We start from the raw sequence: 19513 nt of genomic DNA on the forward strand, positions 1-19513 counted from the left end.
TCCTGATATTGAAACCGCTCGCTATTTGATAACCGCAATGGCAATGCCGTACCCTTTTTCAGGACTGTATAAAGCCGTCAGTTTCAATACTTTCCAGCCTTCAGCTGCTTTAGTCCCGATTCCGTTATGAGCCGTGATATAATCTCCCGGGTTGACCGTACTGTCAATCCGTACGTAATGCCGGCCGCTGAGTCCGACAATATGCCATTCGTCCCTGGCAGCACGTGCTTCGTAGTCAGCTTCAAGAGCCGGACTGTAGTCTGGGTTTTGTTTCGGCACGCGTATCGTTTCTCCTGTTTCTTCGTCAGTCACGCTTTCATATATAAAACCGCCGAACTCGTTCGTCAAAAAGCGGCTTTGCCATCCGAAGCTTGCAGCTCCTGATATAAAGGCGGCTGTTTCTGAAATGACGCCGAGCATATAATCGCCAACATGAGCCGGTTCGATTTTTTCACCCCTTACTGTGACGATCGTCCCAGCGGGGATAAACTGGCCGTTTACACTTTCAAAATATTCTCCGTATCCTGACAGGGAAGAGGTGACAGCTCCGGCGAAAGTTCCGTGGCCGCCCGCTGAGTCCAGTTTCCATTTAATGGACTGATGCCCTCCGGCAACTGTGTACGGTTCTTCCAAGGTAATGCTTTCTGATGACAGAATCGTTCTGGAGACTTTACTGCCCGTAATATGGGCATTGTTTGAAGCGGCGATAAATGCCCTTGAACCTTCAGAACTTGAACCTCCCGAAGAGCTGATGATCGTATTTCTGTCACCCTTGGCCGTAATATCGCCTGTTCCCGCAATAACGGCGCTTGTCGGGTTAAATGCAAAACCAGAGCTCGTCGCAAGCTGTGCGCCTCCCTTTAAATTGACCGGGATCTGCTCGTAAGTCTGTCCTTTTATAGAAGCGGCAGCGCTGTAACCTTCCGCCTGCACGCCGAGAATGACAGCCTGACTGTTAGGGGACGTAATTCCGACGGAACCGCCGTCTCCGATCATCGTTCCATTCATAATATTTACGTTATATTGCCCTCCGCCAATTGAAATGCCTTTAGGAGAAGACTTGTAAATATCAAAATTTGAAATTTTAACATAATCGGTTTTATTTGATCCGCCGGATATATTGATGTCAACACCGGCTTGTGTAAAGCCGCGTATTTTAATGCCGCTGATCGTAATATTTTGACTGCGGTATTGAAGAGCTACGACAGGATTTCCGCCATAGTCGTATGAAGGATCGCCAATAGCTGTGAATCCGTTTACATTGACATTTTTATAGGCAGAGATGACCAGCGCCCGCGGGGTTACGCCGTCATAGAGAGCGTTGAACACCGGTTCAATCGCGGTGCAATCGGTTAAAGTAACATCATAAGCCGTCGTGCTTTCAGGGTCTGAGGCCTGATGGTGACCGATATGACGAATATCAAAAGAACGTACATCACGATACGACACATGGCCGATAATATGAACATTTTGAGAAGCCGGCCACAGGCTGTGCGCTTTTACTTCAATCCCGCGGATATTTCCGCTCGTATAGTTATTCAAAAGCCACACATGTTTAGAGCCGTCATCAATTTCAATACCGTTTGAATTTGCGCTGCCCTCGGCATGCTCTGTGCCGCGGGGGTTTCCGGAATGGCAGTTGGAAATAAAAATATATTCGCTGTAATGGGTGGTAATGCCGTCGTCTCCGGCGCCGTACGCCACACAGTTATCTATCCATATATAACGGCAGCCGTCTTTTGTCCATTCTGTTTCAGGCAAATGATCGTATGCGGGAGATGTGATATCAATACCATGCAGACCTGCGTTAACTGCTTCAACATTCTTAATCCAGCCGTATTGCACGTTAGCAAACGTTAAACAGCTGGAAAACTGTCCTCCCGGGTTTCTGACTCCGCATTGACGATCCGGATTCCAGTCTAAAGTCATGCCCTCTACAAAAATATTACGGTTTCCATTTTCGTAATCATTGTTAGTTATGACCCATTCATATGCGGGAGCGTCCTCATGGAGTTTAATCACGGTAATCCCTTGTCCCTCACCGGAGATGGTTGTCCACGAAGGGAGTTTTATCCCTTGAACCAAAAATTCTCCTGAGGGAACATTGACTTTGACGCGGCCGTTCCCGATCGCTCTCCGAAAGGCTTCCGTATTGTCCCGGCCGTCAGGGACCGCTCCGTAATCCTCCACATTCACTTCCCGGGTGATTTTATTCATAAGCATTTTGTATTCTGTATCAAGCCGATCTTTTAAAAGTGAGGTGACCATTCCTTCCGCCGTCACCCGGGCATCTGCGATCTCAAGATTATCATCTGTTGCGGAATGCTTAATAAAATTTTGCATCCTTGCTTTGAGATGTTCCAATTCAGAGGAATGGGCAGGGTGAGACTGCAATGCGGCGTTTAAAGACGGATCAGGAAAGTTTTTAAATTGAACCATTCTAAAGACACCTCTTTCTTTTGATATAAGCGCCTGACGCAGAGGACAGAAAATAGCCGCGCGCCTTATGCGCTTATTCATCAAATTCTTTATTCGGAACGAAATTCCTTTTTGCATCTGGGTGAATTTTAAAAAAATGCCAATATTTCAGTGAAAAGAACGGATCTGAAAAAGTTCTGGGAAAACCAGTATAATATATAAAAAATTTTACTCTATATAGAGAAATTGTATTATAATTAGAGCTGTCATATGAAAATGACGAAAAAAGACTCGTAGGAGGACATGATGGTAAGTAAGAAAAGCAGGATTGTGGCTGCAATATTAGCATTTTTTCTAGGCGGTTTCGGCATTCATAAGTTTTATTTAGGAAGAGTCGGACAAGGAATTCTCTATCTTTTGTTTTGCTGGACTTCAATTCCTTCAATTATTGCATTTATTGAATTTATTATTTATCTGTGCGGAAGTGAAGAAGCATTTGATCAAAAGTATAATTTTTATTATTACCAACAGCAATCAAAAGCCTGACAGGTGGATGTCCCCCTCATTTCAGGCTTCTTCTCAATTCTGCATTTTCTTTTCCTCACGGTTAATCTTTCTTCAGCTGCTCTGGCTTCAAAAAGCAACATTAAATGGTATAATGGGGCACGGATTGGTCATAAATACGACTGAAATAGGAAATCAAAAGGAGCAGCGAACATGACTTTACAAATCAAAATTAAATATTCAGATGATACACAAACGAGAATCAGTAAAATTGAACAGGGCGATTGGATTGATCTCCGGGCAGCAGAGGATATAACAATCAAAAAAGATGAATTCAAACTTATTCCGCTGGGAGTTGCGATGGAGCTGCCGGAAGGATACGAGGCCCATGTCGTTCCGCGTTCAAGTACCTATAAGCATTTCGGTATTATTCAGACAAATTCAATGGGTGTCATTGATGAATCCTATAAAGGCGACAATGATTTCTGGTTTTTTCCTGCATACGCACTTCGGGATACCGTCATAGCCAAAGGAGAGCGGATCTGCCAATTCAGAATCATGAAGAAAATGCCTCAAGTGGAGCTGATCGAAGTAGATAAGCTCGGGAACAAGGACCGCGGCGGACTGGGATCAACAGGCACAAAATAAATGAAAAAAGACTGCTCAACGGCAGTCTTTTTTCTATGGAAATAAAAAGTCATATGGCACGTTCAAATATAATTTCGAAATAAGCCGCTGCCCCATATCCGTCATGCTGGGAGCAAATATTTGAACCAGCCGCACTCTTATTTTTATACGGAACAAAGGGAGAAGGTTTCATGTTTATCATGTAAGCATTCCGTCTTTCTGAACGGAAAGACTTTTTTACGTAAAGGATGGAGGTTGCTCTGATGTTTTTATTCTTTAAGATGAACGGAGGTCTTGTCCAAGGTATATAATATTGTGACAAAAGTGTAAATAAAAGAAAGGATGATGTTATGAAAAAAAGGGTTAGAAGAGAAAACCGAGCTGCTGGCAAAGAGGCAGAGCAGAAGAAACCGTCCAAAGTCACCCTGTTCTGCCGTTCGCTTCAAAGGCTGAAGCATTTGTATTGTAACATAAACATACAATTGCCATCAATAACCAAAAAAGGAATTTTAGTTTTAATTTTATCGTTTTTGCTTCTGCCGTTTTTACGGGCTGATGCCGCTTCAGATACTTACGGCAGTTTCGAGGAATTAAAGCTGCATGAGAACCCCTCTGTTTATTCCATTTCAACGAAAGAGCATGACCCTTCTGTTCTCATATTAGCCATACACGGCGGAGGCATAGAGCCGGGGACCAGTGAGTTAGCCAGAGAAATTGCCGAAAACCGGAGCCTGTATTTATTTGAAGGATTAAAATCAGCCGGTAATGCTGATTTGCATTTGACCAGTTCGCATTTTGACGAACCTAGGGCTGTTCAAATGGTGAAAGAGCACTCAAATGTCATTTCTTTGCACGGCTACGGCAGCGTCGATAAAAAGATAAAAATCGGCGGTACAGACAGAGCACGGGCCGAACTTTTGACAGATGTGCTGAAAGGGCATGGGTATCCAGCCGTTTTTCTCGACACAAATGATAAGTATGCAGGCGTCAGTCCGAACAACCTTGCCAATCATTCTTCATCCGGGTTGAGTATTCAAATCGAAATGAGCACCGGCTTCAGAAAATCACTATTTGATACCTTTACGCTGAAAAGCAGAGCGTCCACACAGAACAATACCTTTTACCAATTCACAAAAACGATTTCTGATTTTATCAGTGACAATTATAAATAAGCACGCCGCATTTGGGTGGCGGAGCTTTTTCTTTTGAAATTTATGAAACTTTAAGTTCTTAAGATCGTATACATAACTGACAGGGTGAAAGAAAAGAGGTGGGCAAATGAAAGTGATGATCGGGTCTATCATTCTTCTTGTCATTATCGGGTTCGGTTTATGGCTGATGCTGAGTCCTATCTTTAAACAAGTGGGAAGCAAAGCCAAAAAATTTAAAAAGTCATGGGAGGAAGAAGACCAGCATGAGCGAAAATAAGCGGAGAAACACAAAAAAAATACTCGGCGGTGTGATAATAGGCGCAGCCCTTTTGATTGCGGGCGTTACAGCGTCACTTTTCATTGAAAAAATACCGAATGGTTATGTCGGGGTTGTATATTCACCGAACGGCGGGGTAAAATCCGAAACATTGGACCAAGGCTGGCACTTAGTCGGTCTATTTAATAAAGTAACGGAATATCCGGTGCGTATGCAGACAGTGAATAATGAAAATATAAAAGTGGCAACTTCAGACGGTAAAAATATTGAAATGGATATTGCTTATAACTATGTCGTTCAGCCTGACAAAGTAGTGGATCTGTTTAACAAATTCGGGGCGGTAGACGTTGAAACGATTGAAAATACATATTTAAAAACAAGGCTGTGGGACGCGGCGCGAAAATCAATCAGCAAATACTCGGTTATTGACACATACGGGCAAAAATCTGCGGAAGCCGCTGCAGATGTTCAAAAAAGATTTGCTGATGATATGAAGAATCTCGGATTTTTAATTGATGATCTGACGCTTGGCGTACCGAAGCCGGATAAAGCCACACAGGAAGCCATTGATGCAAGGGTGAAGTCTTCACAGGAGCTTGAACGGACACAAACTGAAATTAAAATAGCCGAAGCCGAAGCGAAAAAGAAAAAAATTGAAGCGGAAGGGATCGCTGATTATAACGAAATTATAAAAAAATCAATGTCTGATGAAATGATCAAATATAAATGGATTGAAAAATGGGACGGAAAAACGCCGAAAGCGACAGGCACAGACTCACTGCTGCAGCTGCCGCTGGACGATCAGAAGCAAAAATAAAAAGAAAAGGAGGCGAATGCCTCCTTTTTATGTTTTTTCCTGAGGATCCTTTTCCGGCATTAACTCTTCAGACGCCTCGGTTTGATAGCTCAATAGCGTGCTGTCTGTCTCTGTTGTGGCCGGATAATCTTCAGGAAGCACATATTGCTGCAAATACCGGTGAAAAAATGCCTCAAAAACAGTAAGGCAAAGTGCAGAAATAACCGATGCCGCGGCAGGAGAAACATTAAAACCGCCAATGTTCATAAGGAATATCCATAATATAATGAATGAAATTCCGAAATCAGCTGCAGCAGCTGTGAAATTGCTTGTTCTCGGCAGAATCATGTAATCGCCCGCAAAATAAGTGATCAAACTCAAGATCAATGTAATAAACAGAACGTTTAAAAAAGTTACTTGGTACATAAGATCCAGAACAATGTACAGCAAAGCAAGTGTGAGCGCTGTTTTAGAAGCGAAAGCAATTACGTGTTTCATTTGAACCACCTTCGTTATTTCGTTTAGTCTTCATTGTAGGCAATCCAAAAATTTTTAAACTGGTATATTGTGGTTATAAAGTATGCGATTTAATAAAATATGGATAGACGTCATTGTATTCACAAGTTAAAATATGTAAAAAGGGGGATGCAAATTGAAAAGGTGCTGGATATGTATTGCTGTTTTTTTATTATGTTTTTGCGGAATACACTCAGCCAAAGCGGCTACCACTGAATTCGGATCAAAAACGAGCTTCACATTAGAGGGAAATGCAAAAGAGTTTTATATTGAAAATCCGGGGACTGTATCAGCTGACGATTACTTTTTAGGATACAAGTTCACCATAATGAACAACTCTTCATGCGGTTTAAACATGAAACTCCAGCGGATGGCGCTGAACGGAAATTTTTATACATTAAGTTCTAAAAGCTACAGCGGCAGCTGGTTAAACCTCAGTGCACAGGATAAAAAATCAATTGACCCGTATCACAAATACAGGATTCTGATTGAAAGCTCTTCAAACATCTGTGAACCTGTCTATATTAAAGGGTTATACGGCGTCGAATATTATCATTTTGATTAAAAATAGATACCCGCTAAAAAGAAGCGGGATTTTTTACGCATATTCGATACACATTGTACTATGTACTAAATATTCATATATAGATTTGATCCGCCCGCCCAAAATAAAGATGACATAAACAAATTCAGCCCGAAAATTATATAAAAAGTTTCTTTAGGGAAACATTATTTGTTGACTTCAAAAGTCAGATGTCGGATAATAAGAATGTAAGCATGATGTAAGTTTTTCCTCCTTAGCGGGTTCGTTTCCAAGCCAGGGCGAACCTGCTCTTTTTTATGCAAAAGAAAAACCCCTATGTGAGGGGTTTTACGATAAATAAAGTTTAATAGAATTAATGGACGGCTCTGAATACGCCGATGACTTTCCCTAAAATGCTTACGTTTTGCAGGATAATCGGTTCCATCGTCGGATTTTCCGGCTGCAGCCGCACATAATTGTCCTCTTTATAGAAGCGCTTGACCGTCGCTTCATCATCTTCGGTCATAGCCACCACGATTTCCCCGTTATTAGCCGTGTTCTGCTGTTTGACAATGACATAATCTTTGTCAAAAATGCCGGCGTCAATCATACTTTCTCCCATGATTTCTAACATAAATACATGTTCGCCCGGAGGAACCATCCGGTCAGGAAGCGGAAAATACTCATCGATATTTTCAACAGCCGTAATCGGAATACCCGCCGTCACTTTCCCGATTACCGGAACATTTACGACCTGGCTTTTCGGAATTTGAACTTCTTCTTCATCCAATACCTCAATGGCCCTCGGTTTAGTAGGGTCCCGTCTGATCAGGCCTTTTGTCTCCAGCCGTGCCAAATGTCCGTGCACGGTTGAACTGGAAGCCAGTCCTACTGCTTCTCCTATCTCTCTTACAGAAGGCGGATATCCTTTCGTTTTTACCTCTTCTTTAATAAAACGCAGGATATCAAGCTGCCTTTTTGATAGCTTCGTCATATTTCGCACCTCAAAACGTCGATTTTAAGTAGATTATAGCATGATTTTCCTGACAGTACAAACATAGGTTCGAAAAAACGATTGACAGAAACGTTTGTTCGTATATACTGAAAGATATAAAAAGCGAACAAACATTCTTATCGGAGGTTGTATAAATGGCGAAGGAATCTATCATATTTGTCGGACTGTTTACTGCGATTTTAAGTGCCGCTATTTTACTTGTTTCATGTGCGGGGAATGATCAGACGCTCAGCCAATATGTTAAAATAAAGGTTCAGGACGGCGATACTCTCTGGTCACTTGCGGATCATGTAGCAGAAAAGAAAAATATTAATAAGGAAGAGTTCATTGAGTGGGTGACGGAGAATAATCATCTCCAAACTGCTGATATAAAGCCCGGAGACGAACTTATTCTTCCGGTTAAGAAGAAGCATCCGGCCGTATATCAGCTGGCCATTGTCAATTAGAGAGGAAAGAGAGAAATGAAGGCGCTCATTTATGCCAGGGTTAGCACAAACAAAGAACAGCAGCAAACGTCTTTAAAAAGACAGGAAGAGGAGCTTAGTGAGATCGCTGCGGCAAACGGCATGGAAGTCGTAAAAGTCATTTCTGAGAAAGCCAGCGGTTACGAAATGGACCGCGACGGAGTATTTGAAATGCTTGATGATATTAAAAAATCACATATTGACGCGATATTGGTGCAGGACGAAACAAGGCTGGGAAGAGGAAACGCCAAGATCGCGCTTTTGCATTGTATTTACAGGGAAAACGTAAAAATATATACGATGGCTCATAAGGGCGAGCTGGAGCTTTCCGAAGCTGATACGATGGTACTCGAAATCGTCAGTATTGTAGAGGAATATCAAAGAAAAATTCACAATATGAAGATACGGCGGGGAATGAAAAGAGCCGTAAAAAACGGTTATAAACCTGAACGGAATCTGAAAAACAGGCATGAAAACAGCGGCAAAGAAAAAAAAGAGGTTCCGGTTTCGGAAATTGTCAGGCTGAGAGCCAACAAGCTCACCTTTGCAGAAATCGCAGCCACCTTAAGAGGATTTGGCTATGATGTGTCCAAAGCCACGGTTCACCGGCGTTTTCAGGAATATACCGCAGACAGCGAAGGCAGCTGACGTGCATCAGTTGTAAAAACGATTACGTTTTAGTAGTATATAATCAACACGCACCAAAGGAGCTTATTATGATTTCTAAAGAAAAAATCGCGAGAATAAACGAATTGGCTCAAAAAGCTAAATCAAACACGATAACGGATGAGGAAAAAGCCGAACAGCAAAAGCTTCGCCAAGAGTATTTGAAAGGATTCCGTTCTTCAATGAAAAATACGCTTAAGAGCGTAAAAGTTATTGATCCGGAAGGTAATGATGTCACTCCTGAAAAATTAAAAAGGGAACAACAGAAAAATAATCTTCATTAAACAGAAAGAATACGGCAATACGTATTCTTTTTTCGTATATACTAATATCAGACTGTGCTTTACGACAATTTTCAACAAGTTTATCTCAAATTTAAGCTGAAAGAGTTGAGAAAAAGTCATCATCGCTTTATGATGAAAAGGTACAACAATAAGGAAGGGGATTATAATGGATACAATTGAAAAGAAATCAGTTGCCACCATACGTACACTGTCTATAGACGCAATTGAAAAAGCTAATTCCGGACACCCGGGCATGCCGATGGGAGCCGCTCCGATGGCTTACACGCTGTGGACGAAATTTATGAATGTGAATCCGCAGAATCCAGGCTGGTTTAACCGCGACCGTTTTGTTTTATCAGCAGGACACGGTTCAATGCTTTTATACAGCATGCTGCATTTAAGCGGATATGAACTCAGCATTGATGATCTGAAACAGTTCCGTCAATGGGGCAGCAAAACACCGGGGCATCCGGAGTTCGGGCATACAGCAGGAGTAGACGCAACAACCGGGCCTCTCGGACAGGGTATCGCGATGGCAGTGGGAATGGCAATCGCAGAACGCCATCTGGCTGAAACATATAACCGTGATTCATTCAACGTAGTTGATCATTATACATACAGTATTTGCGGAGACGGCGATTTGATGGAAGGCATTTCTTCTGAAGCAGCTTCTCTAGCAGGCCATCTGGAATTAGGCCGCCTGATCGTATTATACGATTCTAATGATATTTCCTTAGACGGTGATTTAGACCGTTCTTTCTCTGAAAATGTAAAACAGCGTTTTGAAGCAATGAACTGGGAAGTCCTTTATGTTGAGGACGGAAACAACATCGCTGAATTGACGGCTGCAATTGAAAAAGCGCGCCAGAATGATAAAAAACCGACTTTAATTGAAGTGAAGACCACAATCGGTTTCGGTTCTCCAAACCGCGCGGGTACATCTGGCGTTCACGGCGCTCCATTAGGACAAGAAGAGAGCAAGCTGACGAAAGAAGCGTACGCTTGGACATTTGAAGAAGATTTTTATGTTCCGGAAGAAGTATACGCGCATTTCAACCAAGCTGTAAAAGAAGCCGGCTCGAAAAAAGAACAGGAATGGAATGAACTGTTCGCGGCTTATCAAGAAAAATATCCTGAGCTTGCTGAACAGCTGTCACTCGGCATCAAAGGCGAGCTTCCGAAAGATTGGGATCAGGAAGTTCCCGTTTATGAAAAAGGCAGCAGTCTTGCTTCCCGCGCATCTTCAGGTGAGGTGCTGAACGGCATCGCTAAGAAAATTCCTTTCTTTGTCGGGGGATCTGCTGACCTTGCGGGTTCAAACAAAACGACAATCAAAAATGCAGGAGACTTCACAGCCAAAGACTACGCCGGGAAAAACTTCTGGTTCGGGGTCCGTGAATTCGCGATGGGCGCTGCTTTAAACGGAATGGCGCTTCACGGCGGCCTCCGCGTATTCGGCGGCACATTCTTTGTGTTCTCTGACTATTTAAGACCTGCTATTCGTCTGGCGTCATTAATGGGGCTGCCTGTCACTTATGTATTTACGCATGACAGTATTGCCGTAGGAGAAGACGGACCGACTCACGAACCGATTGAGCAGCTTGCTTCTTTACGCGCACTTCCTAACCTTTCTGTGATCAGACCTGCTGACGGAAATGAAACCGCAGCTGCGTGGAAGCTTGCCGTTCAAAGCCAGGATCACCCGACAGCTCTTGTATTGACACGCCAAAACCTGCCGACAATTGATCAGCAGCCTGAAGAAGCGTATGCCGGAGTGGAAAAAGGGGCTTATATCGTTTCCAAAGCACAAACGGATTCACCGGACGCACTTCTTTTAGCGACGGGTTCTGAAGTCGGACTCGCGATTGAAGCTCAGGCGAAGCTTGCTGAAGAAAACGTTCACGTATCTGTAGTCAGCATGCCGAGCTGGGACCGCTTCGAAAAACAATCGGCTGAGTACAAAAACAGCGTACTTCCTCCGAACGTAACGAAACGTCTTGCGATTGAAATGGGATCAAGCTTCGGATGGGGCAAATTTACCGGTCTTGAAGGAGACGTTCTCGCAATTGACCGTTTCGGCGCTTCAGCTCCGGGAGAAACAATTATGAAAGAATACGGGTTCACTGCAGAAAACGTGGCTGGCCGCGTGAAAAAACTGCTAAACAAATAAGAAGACAAAAGAGGATGAGTCAAATCATCCTCTTTTTCCTGTTTATACGACAAAAATAGAAGTGGCGCCGTAACAGTAATAGACAATTCTTTCTTTTCTCCTTTTGTATAATAGAAAGCAATAAGAAGCGCTGTAAAAGGGGATGAGGAAATGGAACGTCATTACTATACACACCTGATTAAGGATGAGTTTGCGAACCACTACTTCGGACGGGAAACCGCTATGTTTGAATTGTTTCGAGACTATCATTGGACAAATCTGACACCCCAAGAATATCAAATGACAAAAAAGCAAGTTCAATATATAACAGAGCCGATTCCGGTAATACATATGCATCAGCATCTCCAGCTTCATTTAAACCGTATGAGTTACAGCCGTTTGGATTCAATTTACCGGCTTACACTGCCCCGTGAAAAGGGCCGCGCCACCTTCATGATGAAAGACAGCTTAATTGAGATTGCGGCTTCGGGAGATTATGAGGCGGAAACGATTTTCTTTGAGATTCTGCGTAAAATCAGCCCCTGTTTTCTTGCGATGGATTTTAAGACAAGGCGCTACGGGTGGTTAAATCCGGTCAGAGAAAGAAATTTTGTCTAAAATCGAGGAAAAAGAGATGTAAATGTTGTATAATAGCCTTTGGTTTAGTACACTTTAAACTAGACAACATGAAGGAGGAAATAAAATGACTTTATGGGTTGGCATCCTAGTGGGCGTTGTCGCATTGCTCATAGGTGTTGCACTCGGGTTTTTTATTGCTCGTAAATATATGATGAGCTATTTGAAAAAGAATCCGCCTATTAATGAACAAATGTTACGCATGATGATGATGCAAATGGGAATGAAACCTTCTCAAAAGAAAATTAATCAAATGATGAAAGCCATGAATAATCAAGCGAAATAATACGTAAAGATTATGATATAGAGATACATGGTTATAAAAATAAAAAACCCGGAGAGGGTTTTTTATTTTGGCGTCATGTTTCACCCCAACTGCCGGTGTGCAGTTCCTTTTGATATTGTATGAGAAGGTGGTCAAGCTCCTGGCTGAGTTCTATCGTAATGTTTGATGTCATTCCGTTTGACATGACGATTTTAAGCAGCTCTGCCCGTTTTTTTTCAATTTCATTTAATAGATGCTCTCTAATCACAGGGATATATCCTTTCATACATAAATCTTTCACCTGAGTTTCTATTATTATATCCACATTTATACTGTTTTTCAAATAAGAAGGATTATAATATCTTGATGTCAAATTAAATTATATAAGCTTTTTCTATAAAAAGTAATCCTTCTCAGGAAAGTGTTAAAAAAATGAAATGATTTTGTCATAACTTGAAAGGAGTGTGTCATCGTGAGTTTTAATTACTTTCTGACATTCGGGGCAGGGTTTCTGTCTTTCATTTCTCCATGCTGTCTGCCGCTGTATCCCGCTTTTTTGTCGTACATAACTGGTGTCAGCATGGACGAGGTTAAAACAGAAAAGGTGATGCTGCAAAAGCGGGGACTCATGCATACACTTTGTTTTTTGCTCGGTTTCTCCGTGATTTTTATTGCATTGGGGTACGGAACCTCGTTTATCGGCAGTTTTTTTACCCATTATCATGAAGCGATCCGCCAGTTCGGCGCTATTATGCTGATCCTTTTCGGGCTGATTACTGCCGGAGTGTTTCAGCCGAAATTCATGATGAAAGAGCGGCGCATTCACTTTAAGCACAGGCCGGAGGGGTTTATCGGGTCCGTTCTGATCGGTCTTGCGTTTGCAGCCGGCTGGTCGCCGTGCAGCGGGCCTATTTTAGGAGCCGTTTTTTCGCTGGCCGGTACAAATCCTTCTTCAGCAGTACCATATATGTTTTTATATGTTCTCGGATTTGCGATTCCTTTTCTTGTCCTTTCATTTTTTATTACCAGAATGAATTGGATTCGTAAGCACCAGCTGCTTATCATGAGAACCGGGGGCATCCTTATGATTGTCATTGGAATTATGCTGTTTTTTAACTGGATGAGCTATATCCTGATCGTTCTGTCAAATCTTTTCGGAGGGTTTAAGGGGCTGTAACGGAATGATAACTTTTGAACTATTATATACCCTTTCGTTTTTGGTACAATAAGACTAGTTAATGTTAAATATGTGGAGGGGAATATGACACGAGTTTTAGTTGTAGATGACGCCAAGTTCATGAGGGTGAAAATCAGAGAAATTCTGGAATCGGCGAATTACATAGTGGCCGGAGAAGCGGCTGACGGCGAGGAAGCCCTGGCGGTATATCAAAAAATACGTCCCGACCTGGTGACAATGGATATTACCATGCCGGTCAAAAATGGTATACAGGCGCTGCAGGATATTTTAGCTTTTGACCCGAAAGCCCATGTCATCATGTGCACCGCCATGCGGCAGCAGCGGATTGTTCTGGAAGCGATTGAATTAGGCGCTAAAGACTTTATCGTTAAACCGTTTGAAGCTTCTAAAGTGCTGGAGGCCGTAGGCAGGGTAACGGGAACGTAAACGTGTTTTCTTTTCAAATTGGTTTTTTTTATGTTTTTGGAGTATAGTATATAGTATCAAACTCCGTGCAAGCAAAGGAATGATAAAGATGATGATTATAATTTCATCCGTTATTGCAGCGGTTATGGCAATTTGCGTGATGATCGTCAGGATTAAATCCTCCGACAAGCCCGCTTCTCCTAAAAAAATAATTCTCCCGCCGATTTTTATGAGTACGGGAGCGCTTATGTTTCTTTTTCCGATCTTCAGAGTGACGGGCGAAGAATTTTTGGAGGCCATTACGCTGGGCGTGATCTTCTCTATTTTTCTGATAAAAACATCTAAATTTGAGATTAAAAATAATGAAATTTATTTAAAACGGTCAAAAGCATTTGTATTTATCCTGATTGGTCTGCTGGTTATCAGAATCGCTATGAAATCCATTTTGAGCACGACGATTGATTATGGAGCTTTAAGCGGAATGTTTTGGATTCTGGCGTTCGGAATGATTGTCCCGTGGCGCATCGCGATGTTTATGTCGTACCGCAAACTTTCCAATGAACTGAAGACCGCTGATATTCAGATGAATTAAAACCTTTCCGTCCGCCGGAAAGGTTTTTTATTTGAGCAGGGTTTGATAAGGCGTAAGATCAATCTGTTTTTCGCGGAGATGCTTTTTTAAAAATTGATGATCCCGCTTAGGAGTAGCCAGAATGTAACCCCTGATGATTAAATCCAGGTTGATTCGTTCAGCTTCCTCCTGTAAGGAAAGTTCACCGATTTTTCCGGCGATTTTAGCTTTGGCTACATCCCGAAAGAGCTCCGGTACGGGGGCGACCAATTCATCCAAAAACGCCTTGTCATCCGCATTCCATAAGTGTCTGCTTTTTTCAATATAATAGTCCTGCCAATCCAGTTCTGACCGGCCGTCTTCTTTCGGTAAGCGCTTTAAAAATTTTCGGAACATAAAAAATCCGCCGATGGACAGCAATCCGATCATCACGACGACCCAAAATAAAATTAACCACATAAACCAGCCTTCAAGCATTGTTCCACCACCTCCTCACTTTAACCATATTGTAAACGAAGACATAATAGAAGAACACATGAAAAAAAGAATAGAAAAAATGATAGATGTCCAGTCAATCCGGTTGCTAGAACATATTCTATCGTATAGTGATTCTGCTATTTGGCCATGGGAGTTTCACTTTGAGGGTATATGACTGATATGAACGGACAAAAAAGCTGCTTTCATTGAGGGATGAAAGCGGCTTTTTTATGTTAAAGAGGAAATTGAAAGGAAAAAGAGGCAGGGGTCTCATTTGGCTCCTTGTTCATGGAGACGGTCAGAATATGGTTTGTGAAATCAGTGAAAATATGTTTGTCATTCAGATAAAAAGGAAGCATCATTTGTTTGTTTAACGTCCGTTCAAGCGTTTTAACAGAGAGCATGAATTCATGTCCCGAAAGAGTGACGGTCATCGCTTGCACCGGCTTTAGCGCCGTCAGGTCAGCTTCAATAATATATTGACGGCTTGTTTCATATAGATCGATCGGCAGCGACTCGTCATGCCAAGCATACGGATCCTCGTAAAACTGCCGCAGCCATTCCTCGATATCATCAAATTCTTCAGCGTTTTTTGAATGATTCATGGAAGCATCCCTCCATATTAAAAAGACTTGCTATAACGTATGCAGACACTTTGAATGGGTGAATGGCACAAAAAAACAGACACCAAGGTCTGTTTTACATATCGTGGCTTGTATTATGTTTTTGTCTTGTATGGTTGCGGTTTTTCACTTTTTTGCTTCCGCTTAGCGGTTCCGGCTGCCCGGGATTATGGCCCTTCGGAGCATTTTTATGCATATCTTTGCTCGTGTTTTTATTTGTCATGTTAAAGCCTCCTTTTTAAGGTGTGACGGCTATTGGTTTGTTTTTCTTTTTTTATTGTTCTGCCGTTCTTCTTCCGTCAGGACAAGCTGGTCATTTTCTATATAACCCGCGCCTTTGCCTTGGCTTTTCGCGTCATTCATGCCGTTTATTACATGATTGGCTTTCCGTTTTACCATGATCATCACCTCAACATTAATATGGCTCTTTGCAGCCCGTTGTATGAGGTGTAAAATAGGACAAAATTTACCGAAAATCACGATGATAAGACGATCTTATTGTATTTAATAAAAACATTGATATTTACTTATGTATGATTTTATACTAAGATGAAATTGTGAGAAAATTGTGATGCAATGTGAACATTCATCTAAAGAACGATCTTGATCTTTGAAGGGGGATTTTGGGGAATGACAAATCAGCAAAAAGTCGCAACACAAGACGTTTTCCAAGCAAGAAAAACATTTTCTTCAAATGGGAAAACATACAACTACTATTCATTAAAAGCATTGGAAGACGCAGGCGTCGGCAATGTTTCAAAACTTCCTTATTCTATTAAGGTTCTTTTGGAATCCGTTTTGCGTCAGGTAGACGGACGCGTCATTACAAAAGAACATGTTGAAAATTTGGCAAGATGGGGTACTGCTGAATTAAAAGATATTGATGTGCCGTTTAAACCGTCACGTGTTATCCTTCAGGACTTTACCGGCGTTCCGGCAGTAGTAGACCTGGCATCTTTAAGAAAAGCAATGGCCTCTGTCGGCGGAGATCCGGATAAAATCAATCCGGAAATTCCGGTTGACCTTGTCATTGACCACTCCGTACAAGTAGACAAAGCCGGTACGGAAGACGCGTTAGCCATTAATATGGACTTAGAATTCGAAAGAAATGCAGAACGTTATAAATTTTTAAGCTGGGCAAAGAAAGCGTTTAACAATTACCAGGCTGTTCCGCCTGCAACAGGTATCGTTCACCAGGTAAACCTTGAGTTTTTGGCAAGTGTCGTCCATACGAAAGAGGAAAACGGAGAGCTTGTGACATATCCTGATACTTTGGTGGGGACAGATTCCCATACAACAATGATTAACGGAATCGGCGTTCTCGGATGGGGTGTCGGAGGTATTGAGGCGGAAGCGGGGATGCTCGGCCAGCCTTCATATTTCCCTGTTCCTGAGGTCATCGGCGCGAAACTTGTCGGAAAATTGCCTAACGGTACAACGGCGACTGACTTGGCGCTGAAAGTCACTCAAGTGCTGCGCGAAAAAGGCGTAGTCAATAAATTTGTTGAATTCTTCGGCCCAGGTGTTGCTGAGCTTCCGCTTGCGGATCGGGCGACTATTGCCAATATGGCGCCGGAATACGGAGCGACTTGCGGATTCTTCCCGGTTGATGAGGAAGCACTTTCTTACCTGCGTCTGACCGGCCGTGAAGAAGAACAGATCGATGTCGTAGAAGCATACTGCCGCAACAACGGTTTATTCTATACGCCTGACGCAGAAGAGCCGATTTTTACTGACGTTGTAGAAATTGATCTGTCAAAAATTGAAGCGAACCTTTCAGGCCCGAAACGTCCGCAGGATTTAATCCCGCTCTCTGTCATGCAGGAAACGTTTAAAAAACATCTCGTCAGCCCGGCAGGCAACCAAGGATTCGGAATGGATGCTGCTGAAGAGAACAAAGAAATCTCATTTAAACTTAACAGCGGCGAAGATGCAGTTATGAAAACAGGGGCTATCGCGATTGCCGCCATTACAAGCTGTACGAACACATCAAATCCTTATGTATTAATCGGTGCCGGATTGGTAGCCAAAAAAGCGGTTGAATTAGGACTGAAAGTGCCGAATTACGTTAAAACATCACTTGCGCCGGGATCTAAGGTTGTTACCGGATACTTAGTCAATTCAGGCCTGCTTCCTTACATGAAGGAGCTCGGTTTTAACCTTGTCGGTTACGGCTGTACGACATGTATCGGAAACTCCGGCCCGCTTTCTCCTGAGATTGAAGAAGCGGTCGCTAAAAATGATCTGCTGATCACTTCTGTCCTGTCAGGAAACAGAAACTTTGAAGGCCGGATCCATCCGCTTGTCAAAGGAAACTACCTTGCTTCACCGCCGCTTGTTGTTGCGTACGCATTGGCAGGCACTGTGAATATCAACTTAAAATCTGATCCGATCGGCGTCGGAAAAGACGGACAAAACGTTTATTTCGATGACATCTGGCCGTCAATGGATGAAATCAATTCTCTCGTTAAACAGACTGTTACGCCTGAATTATTCCGTAAAGAGTATGAAACGGTATTTGATGACAACCAGCGCTGGAATGAAATCGAAACGACGGATGAAGCACTGTATAAATGGGATCAGGATTCCACTTATATCCAAAATCCGCCGTTCTTTGAAGAAATGTCTGTAGAGCCCGGAAAAGTTGAGCCTTTAAGAGGGCTTCGCGTTGTCGGCAAATTCGGCGATTCCGTGACGACTGACCACATTTCTCCGGCTGGAGCAATCGGAAAAGACACACCGGCGGGCAAATACCTGCAGGAAAAAGGCGTTTCTCCTCGGGACTTTAACTCTTACGGCTCACGCCGCGGAAACCACGAAGTCATGATGAGAGGAACATTCGCCAATATCCGCATTAAAAACCAGATCGCACCGGGCACAGAAGGCGGATATACAACACACTGGCCTAGCGGTGACGTGACATCTATTTATGATGCCTGCATGCGGTATAAAGATGATAAAACGGGTCTTGTTGTCCTAGCCGGCAAAGATTACGGAATGGGCTCTTCACGTGACTGGGCTGCAAAAGGAACAAACCTGCTTGGCATCAGAACAGTCATTGCGGAAAGCTTTGAAAGAATTCACAGAAGCAACCTCGTCTTTATGGGTGTGCTGCCGCTCCAGTTCAAACAGGGTGAAAACGCAGATACACTGGGCTTAACCGGTAAGGAAGTCATTGAGGTGGATGTTGATGAAACTGTACGTCCCCGCGACTTGCTGACTGTCAGAGCAATCAGTGAAGACGGTACGGTAAAAACATTTGAAGTGGTTGTCCGTTTTGACAGTGAAGTGGAAATTGATTACTATCGCCACGGCGGCATTTTACAAATGGTGCTTCGCGATAAAATGAAACAGTAACAGAATGAACAAAAGAGAGAAAGCAATCCGCTTTCTCTCTTTTTATGCGGGAGGCTTTGAGATGCTTGCGAAATGGCTGGGCGGAGTGTTGCTTATCGGGTTGTTGGTGTATGCGGGCTGGAATATTTATTCCGTACAAACAAGTCCGAAAGAAGGGACAGAAGAAGGGATGAAGGCTCCTGACTTTACACTTGACACACTGGCAGGAAAAAGCAGCTCCCTTTCTGATTATAAAGGAAAAAAAGTGCTCCTTAATTTCTGGGCAACGTGGTGCAAGCCATGCCGAATGGAAATGCCCGATATGCAGGAGCTCCAGAAGGAATATCCTGATATTGCGGTAGTAGCCGTTAATTTCACATCCTCTGAAAAAAATATACAGGCTGTGAAATCATTTGCTGAGACTTATCAGCTGACCTTTCCTATTCTGATTGACAAAAGCGGGATTAACGGAGATTTCAACGTGCTTTCTTATCCGACATCATACATATTAGACGAAAAAGGAACCATCCAGCACGTACGAGTAGGCACGATGACAAAAAAAGAAATGAAAGAAAAACTGGATCTCAAGTAGAGGTTCAGTTTTTTTATGTG

General features: G+C 42.8%; 25 protein-coding genes and 1 pseudogene. 17 read left to right on the forward strand and 9 right to left on the reverse strand.

What is annotated here, in order from left to right; genetic code table 11:
• Nucleotides 1-21: 21 nt before the first annotated feature.
• Nucleotides 22-2439: a peptidase G2 autoproteolytic cleavage domain-containing protein gene (locus QRX25_RS08720; protein WP_212101459.1), complete on the reverse strand. Its 2418-nt coding sequence runs from the start codon at nucleotides 2437-2439 to the stop codon at nucleotides 22-24.
• A gap of 285 nt (nucleotides 2440-2724) precedes the next feature.
• Between QRX25_RS08720 and QRX25_RS08725 the strand changes: the two genes are divergently transcribed.
• Both QRX25_RS08725 and QRX25_RS08730 read left to right on the forward strand, forming a co-directional pair.
• A complete protein-coding gene (locus tag QRX25_RS08725) occupies nucleotides 2725-2964 on the forward strand; it encodes a TM2 domain-containing protein (RefSeq protein WP_013352407.1) in 240 nt (79 codons plus the stop codon).
• Nucleotides 2965-3135: 171 nt separating this feature from the next.
• Nucleotides 3136-3570: a dUTP diphosphatase gene (locus QRX25_RS08730; RefSeq protein WP_212101461.1), complete on the forward strand. Its 435-nt coding sequence runs from the start codon at nucleotides 3136-3138 to the stop codon at nucleotides 3568-3570.
• 49 nt (nucleotides 3571-3619) lie between these two features.
• On the opposite strand, the pseudogene QRX25_RS19835 reads toward QRX25_RS08730, so the two are convergent.
• Nucleotides 3620-3702: pseudogene (locus QRX25_RS19835) on the reverse strand (DUF4177 domain-containing protein); the annotation flags it as partial.
• A gap of 197 nt (nucleotides 3703-3899) precedes the next feature.
• Between QRX25_RS19835 and QRX25_RS08735 the strand changes: the two are divergent.
• The 3 genes from QRX25_RS08735 to QRX25_RS08745 all read left to right on the forward strand — a co-directional run bounded on the left by QRX25_RS08735 (nucleotide 3900) and on the right by QRX25_RS08745 (nucleotide 5794).
• Nucleotides 3900-4721, forward strand: a complete 822-nt coding sequence (locus QRX25_RS08735; protein WP_193351835.1) for a poly-gamma-glutamate hydrolase family protein — start codon at nucleotides 3900-3902, stop codon at nucleotides 4719-4721.
• Nucleotides 4722-4827: 106 nt separating this feature from the next.
• On the forward strand, nucleotides 4828-4977 hold the full coding sequence (locus QRX25_RS08740) for a DUF8570 family protein (protein ID WP_013352411.1): 150 nt from the start codon (nucleotides 4828-4830) through the stop codon (nucleotides 4975-4977).
• Nucleotides 4964-5794, forward strand: coding sequence for a prohibitin family protein (locus QRX25_RS08745; RefSeq protein ID WP_045505921.1), 831 nt, complete (start codon nucleotides 4964-4966; stop codon nucleotides 5792-5794). The genes QRX25_RS08740 and QRX25_RS08745 overlap by 14 nt, the downstream gene beginning before the upstream one ends.
• Before the next feature lie 27 nt (nucleotides 5795-5821).
• On the opposite strand, the gene QRX25_RS08750 is transcribed toward QRX25_RS08745, so the two are convergent.
• Nucleotides 5822-6271 carry a YndM family protein gene (locus QRX25_RS08750; RefSeq protein ID WP_065981565.1) on the reverse strand — a complete coding sequence of 150 codons (450 nt, stop codon included), beginning with the start codon at nucleotides 6269-6271 and terminating at the stop codon, nucleotides 5822-5824.
• 154 nt (nucleotides 6272-6425) lie between these two features.
• On the opposite strand from QRX25_RS08750, the gene QRX25_RS08755 reads away from it, so the two are divergent.
• Nucleotides 6426-6854: a hypothetical protein gene (locus QRX25_RS08755; RefSeq protein WP_065981566.1), complete on the forward strand. Its 429-nt coding sequence runs from the start codon at nucleotides 6426-6428 to the stop codon at nucleotides 6852-6854.
• A gap of 331 nt (nucleotides 6855-7185) precedes the next feature.
• Here QRX25_RS08755 and lexA read toward each other — a convergent pair whose 3' ends face one another.
• Nucleotides 7186-7806: a transcriptional repressor LexA gene (lexA, locus tag QRX25_RS08760; protein WP_007611720.1), complete on the reverse strand. Its 621-nt coding sequence runs from the start codon at nucleotides 7804-7806 to the stop codon at nucleotides 7186-7188.
• Between the two features lie 155 nt (nucleotides 7807-7961).
• Here lexA and yneA point away from each other — a divergent pair, with 155 nt between their 5' ends.
• The 6 genes from yneA (at nucleotide 7962) to QRX25_RS08790 (ending at nucleotide 12312) form a co-directional block, all read left to right on the forward strand.
• Nucleotides 7962-8273, forward strand: a complete 312-nt coding sequence (gene yneA / locus QRX25_RS08765) for a cell division suppressor protein YneA (protein WP_071346711.1) — start codon at nucleotides 7962-7964, stop codon at nucleotides 8271-8273.
• Nucleotides 8274-8288: 15 nt separating this feature from the next.
• On the forward strand, nucleotides 8289-8939 hold the full coding sequence (locus tag QRX25_RS08770; protein WP_065981568.1) for a YneB family resolvase-like protein: 651 nt from the start codon (nucleotides 8289-8291) through the stop codon (nucleotides 8937-8939).
• Nucleotides 8940-9007: 68 nt separating this feature from the next.
• The gene (locus QRX25_RS08775; protein WP_003153997.1) at nucleotides 9008-9241 is read left to right on the forward strand and encodes a DUF896 domain-containing protein; all 234 of its coding nucleotides are present in this window, start codon (nucleotides 9008-9010) and stop codon (nucleotides 9239-9241) included.
• Between the two features lie 166 nt (nucleotides 9242-9407).
• On the forward strand, nucleotides 9408-11411 hold the full coding sequence (gene tkt, locus QRX25_RS08780; protein WP_115997458.1) for a transketolase: 2004 nt from the start codon (nucleotides 9408-9410) through the stop codon (nucleotides 11409-11411).
• Nucleotides 11412-11561: 150 nt separating this feature from the next.
• Nucleotides 11562-12008 carry a sporulation inhibitor of replication protein SirA gene (gene sirA, locus QRX25_RS08785; protein ID WP_013352418.1) on the forward strand — a complete coding sequence of 149 codons (447 nt, stop codon included), beginning with the start codon at nucleotides 11562-11564 and terminating at the stop codon, nucleotides 12006-12008.
• An 85-nt stretch (nucleotides 12009-12093) separates the two neighbouring features.
• Nucleotides 12094-12312 (forward strand): YneF family protein, encoded by a 219-nt coding sequence (locus tag QRX25_RS08790; RefSeq protein WP_003153994.1) that lies wholly within the window; start codon nucleotides 12094-12096, stop codon nucleotides 12310-12312.
• Between the two features lie 73 nt (nucleotides 12313-12385).
• On the opposite strand, the gene QRX25_RS08795 is transcribed toward QRX25_RS08790, so the two are convergent.
• Nucleotides 12386-12559 carry an aspartyl-phosphate phosphatase Spo0E family protein gene (locus QRX25_RS08795; protein ID WP_088030684.1) on the reverse strand — a complete coding sequence of 58 codons (174 nt, stop codon included), beginning with the start codon at nucleotides 12557-12559 and terminating at the stop codon, nucleotides 12386-12388.
• A 201-nt stretch (nucleotides 12560-12760) separates the two neighbouring features.
• On the opposite strand from QRX25_RS08795, the gene QRX25_RS08800 reads away from it, so the two are divergent.
• From QRX25_RS08800 to QRX25_RS08810, 3 genes are all read left to right on the forward strand, one after another.
• On the forward strand, nucleotides 12761-13468 hold the full coding sequence (locus tag QRX25_RS08800) for a cytochrome c biogenesis protein CcdA (protein ID WP_115997459.1): 708 nt from the start codon (nucleotides 12761-12763) through the stop codon (nucleotides 13466-13468).
• Nucleotides 13469-13552: 84 nt separating this feature from the next.
• Nucleotides 13553-13915, forward strand: coding sequence for a response regulator (locus tag QRX25_RS08805; RefSeq protein WP_013352421.1), 363 nt, complete (start codon nucleotides 13553-13555; stop codon nucleotides 13913-13915).
• A gap of 79 nt (nucleotides 13916-13994) precedes the next feature.
• Nucleotides 13995-14486 (forward strand): CcdC family protein, encoded by a 492-nt coding sequence (locus QRX25_RS08810; RefSeq protein ID WP_115997460.1) that lies wholly within the window; start codon nucleotides 13995-13997, stop codon nucleotides 14484-14486.
• 27 nt (nucleotides 14487-14513) lie between these two features.
• Here QRX25_RS08810 and QRX25_RS08815 read toward each other — a convergent pair whose 3' ends face one another.
• The 4 genes from QRX25_RS08815 to sspO all read right to left on the reverse strand — a co-directional run bounded on the left by QRX25_RS08815 (nucleotide 14514) and on the right by sspO (nucleotide 15964).
• Entirely contained in the window at nucleotides 14514-14942 is a 429-nt protein-coding gene (locus tag QRX25_RS08815) for a DUF2621 domain-containing protein (protein ID WP_115997461.1), read from the reverse strand.
• Between the two features lie 233 nt (nucleotides 14943-15175).
• Nucleotides 15176-15547: an Hsp20/alpha crystallin family protein gene (locus QRX25_RS08820; RefSeq protein ID WP_115997462.1), complete on the reverse strand. Its 372-nt coding sequence runs from the start codon at nucleotides 15545-15547 to the stop codon at nucleotides 15176-15178.
• A 94-nt stretch (nucleotides 15548-15641) separates the two neighbouring features.
• Nucleotides 15642-15788 (reverse strand): small acid-soluble spore protein P, encoded by a 147-nt coding sequence (locus tag QRX25_RS08825; RefSeq protein ID WP_003153984.1) that lies wholly within the window; start codon nucleotides 15786-15788, stop codon nucleotides 15642-15644.
• 29 nt (nucleotides 15789-15817) lie between these two features.
• On the reverse strand, nucleotides 15818-15964 hold the full coding sequence (gene sspO, locus QRX25_RS08830; protein ID WP_003153982.1) for a small acid-soluble spore protein SspO: 147 nt from the start codon (nucleotides 15962-15964) through the stop codon (nucleotides 15818-15820).
• A 231-nt stretch (nucleotides 15965-16195) separates the two neighbouring features.
• Between sspO and acnA the strand changes: the two genes are divergently transcribed.
• Together acnA and QRX25_RS08840 are read left to right on the forward strand one after the other, a co-directional pair.
• A complete protein-coding gene (gene acnA / locus QRX25_RS08835) occupies nucleotides 16196-18922 on the forward strand; it encodes an aconitate hydratase AcnA (RefSeq protein ID WP_014470353.1) in 2727 nt (908 codons plus the stop codon).
• Between the two features lie 61 nt (nucleotides 18923-18983).
• The gene (locus QRX25_RS08840; RefSeq protein WP_065981577.1) at nucleotides 18984-19493 is read left to right on the forward strand and encodes a TlpA family protein disulfide reductase; all 510 of its coding nucleotides are present in this window, start codon (nucleotides 18984-18986) and stop codon (nucleotides 19491-19493) included.
• Nucleotides 19494-19513: the final 20 nt, after the last annotated feature.

This window comes from Bacillus sp. L381 (assembly GCF_030284525.1).
Classification (GTDB): domain Bacteria; phylum Bacillota; class Bacilli; order Bacillales; family Bacillaceae; genus Bacillus; species Bacillus amyloliquefaciens.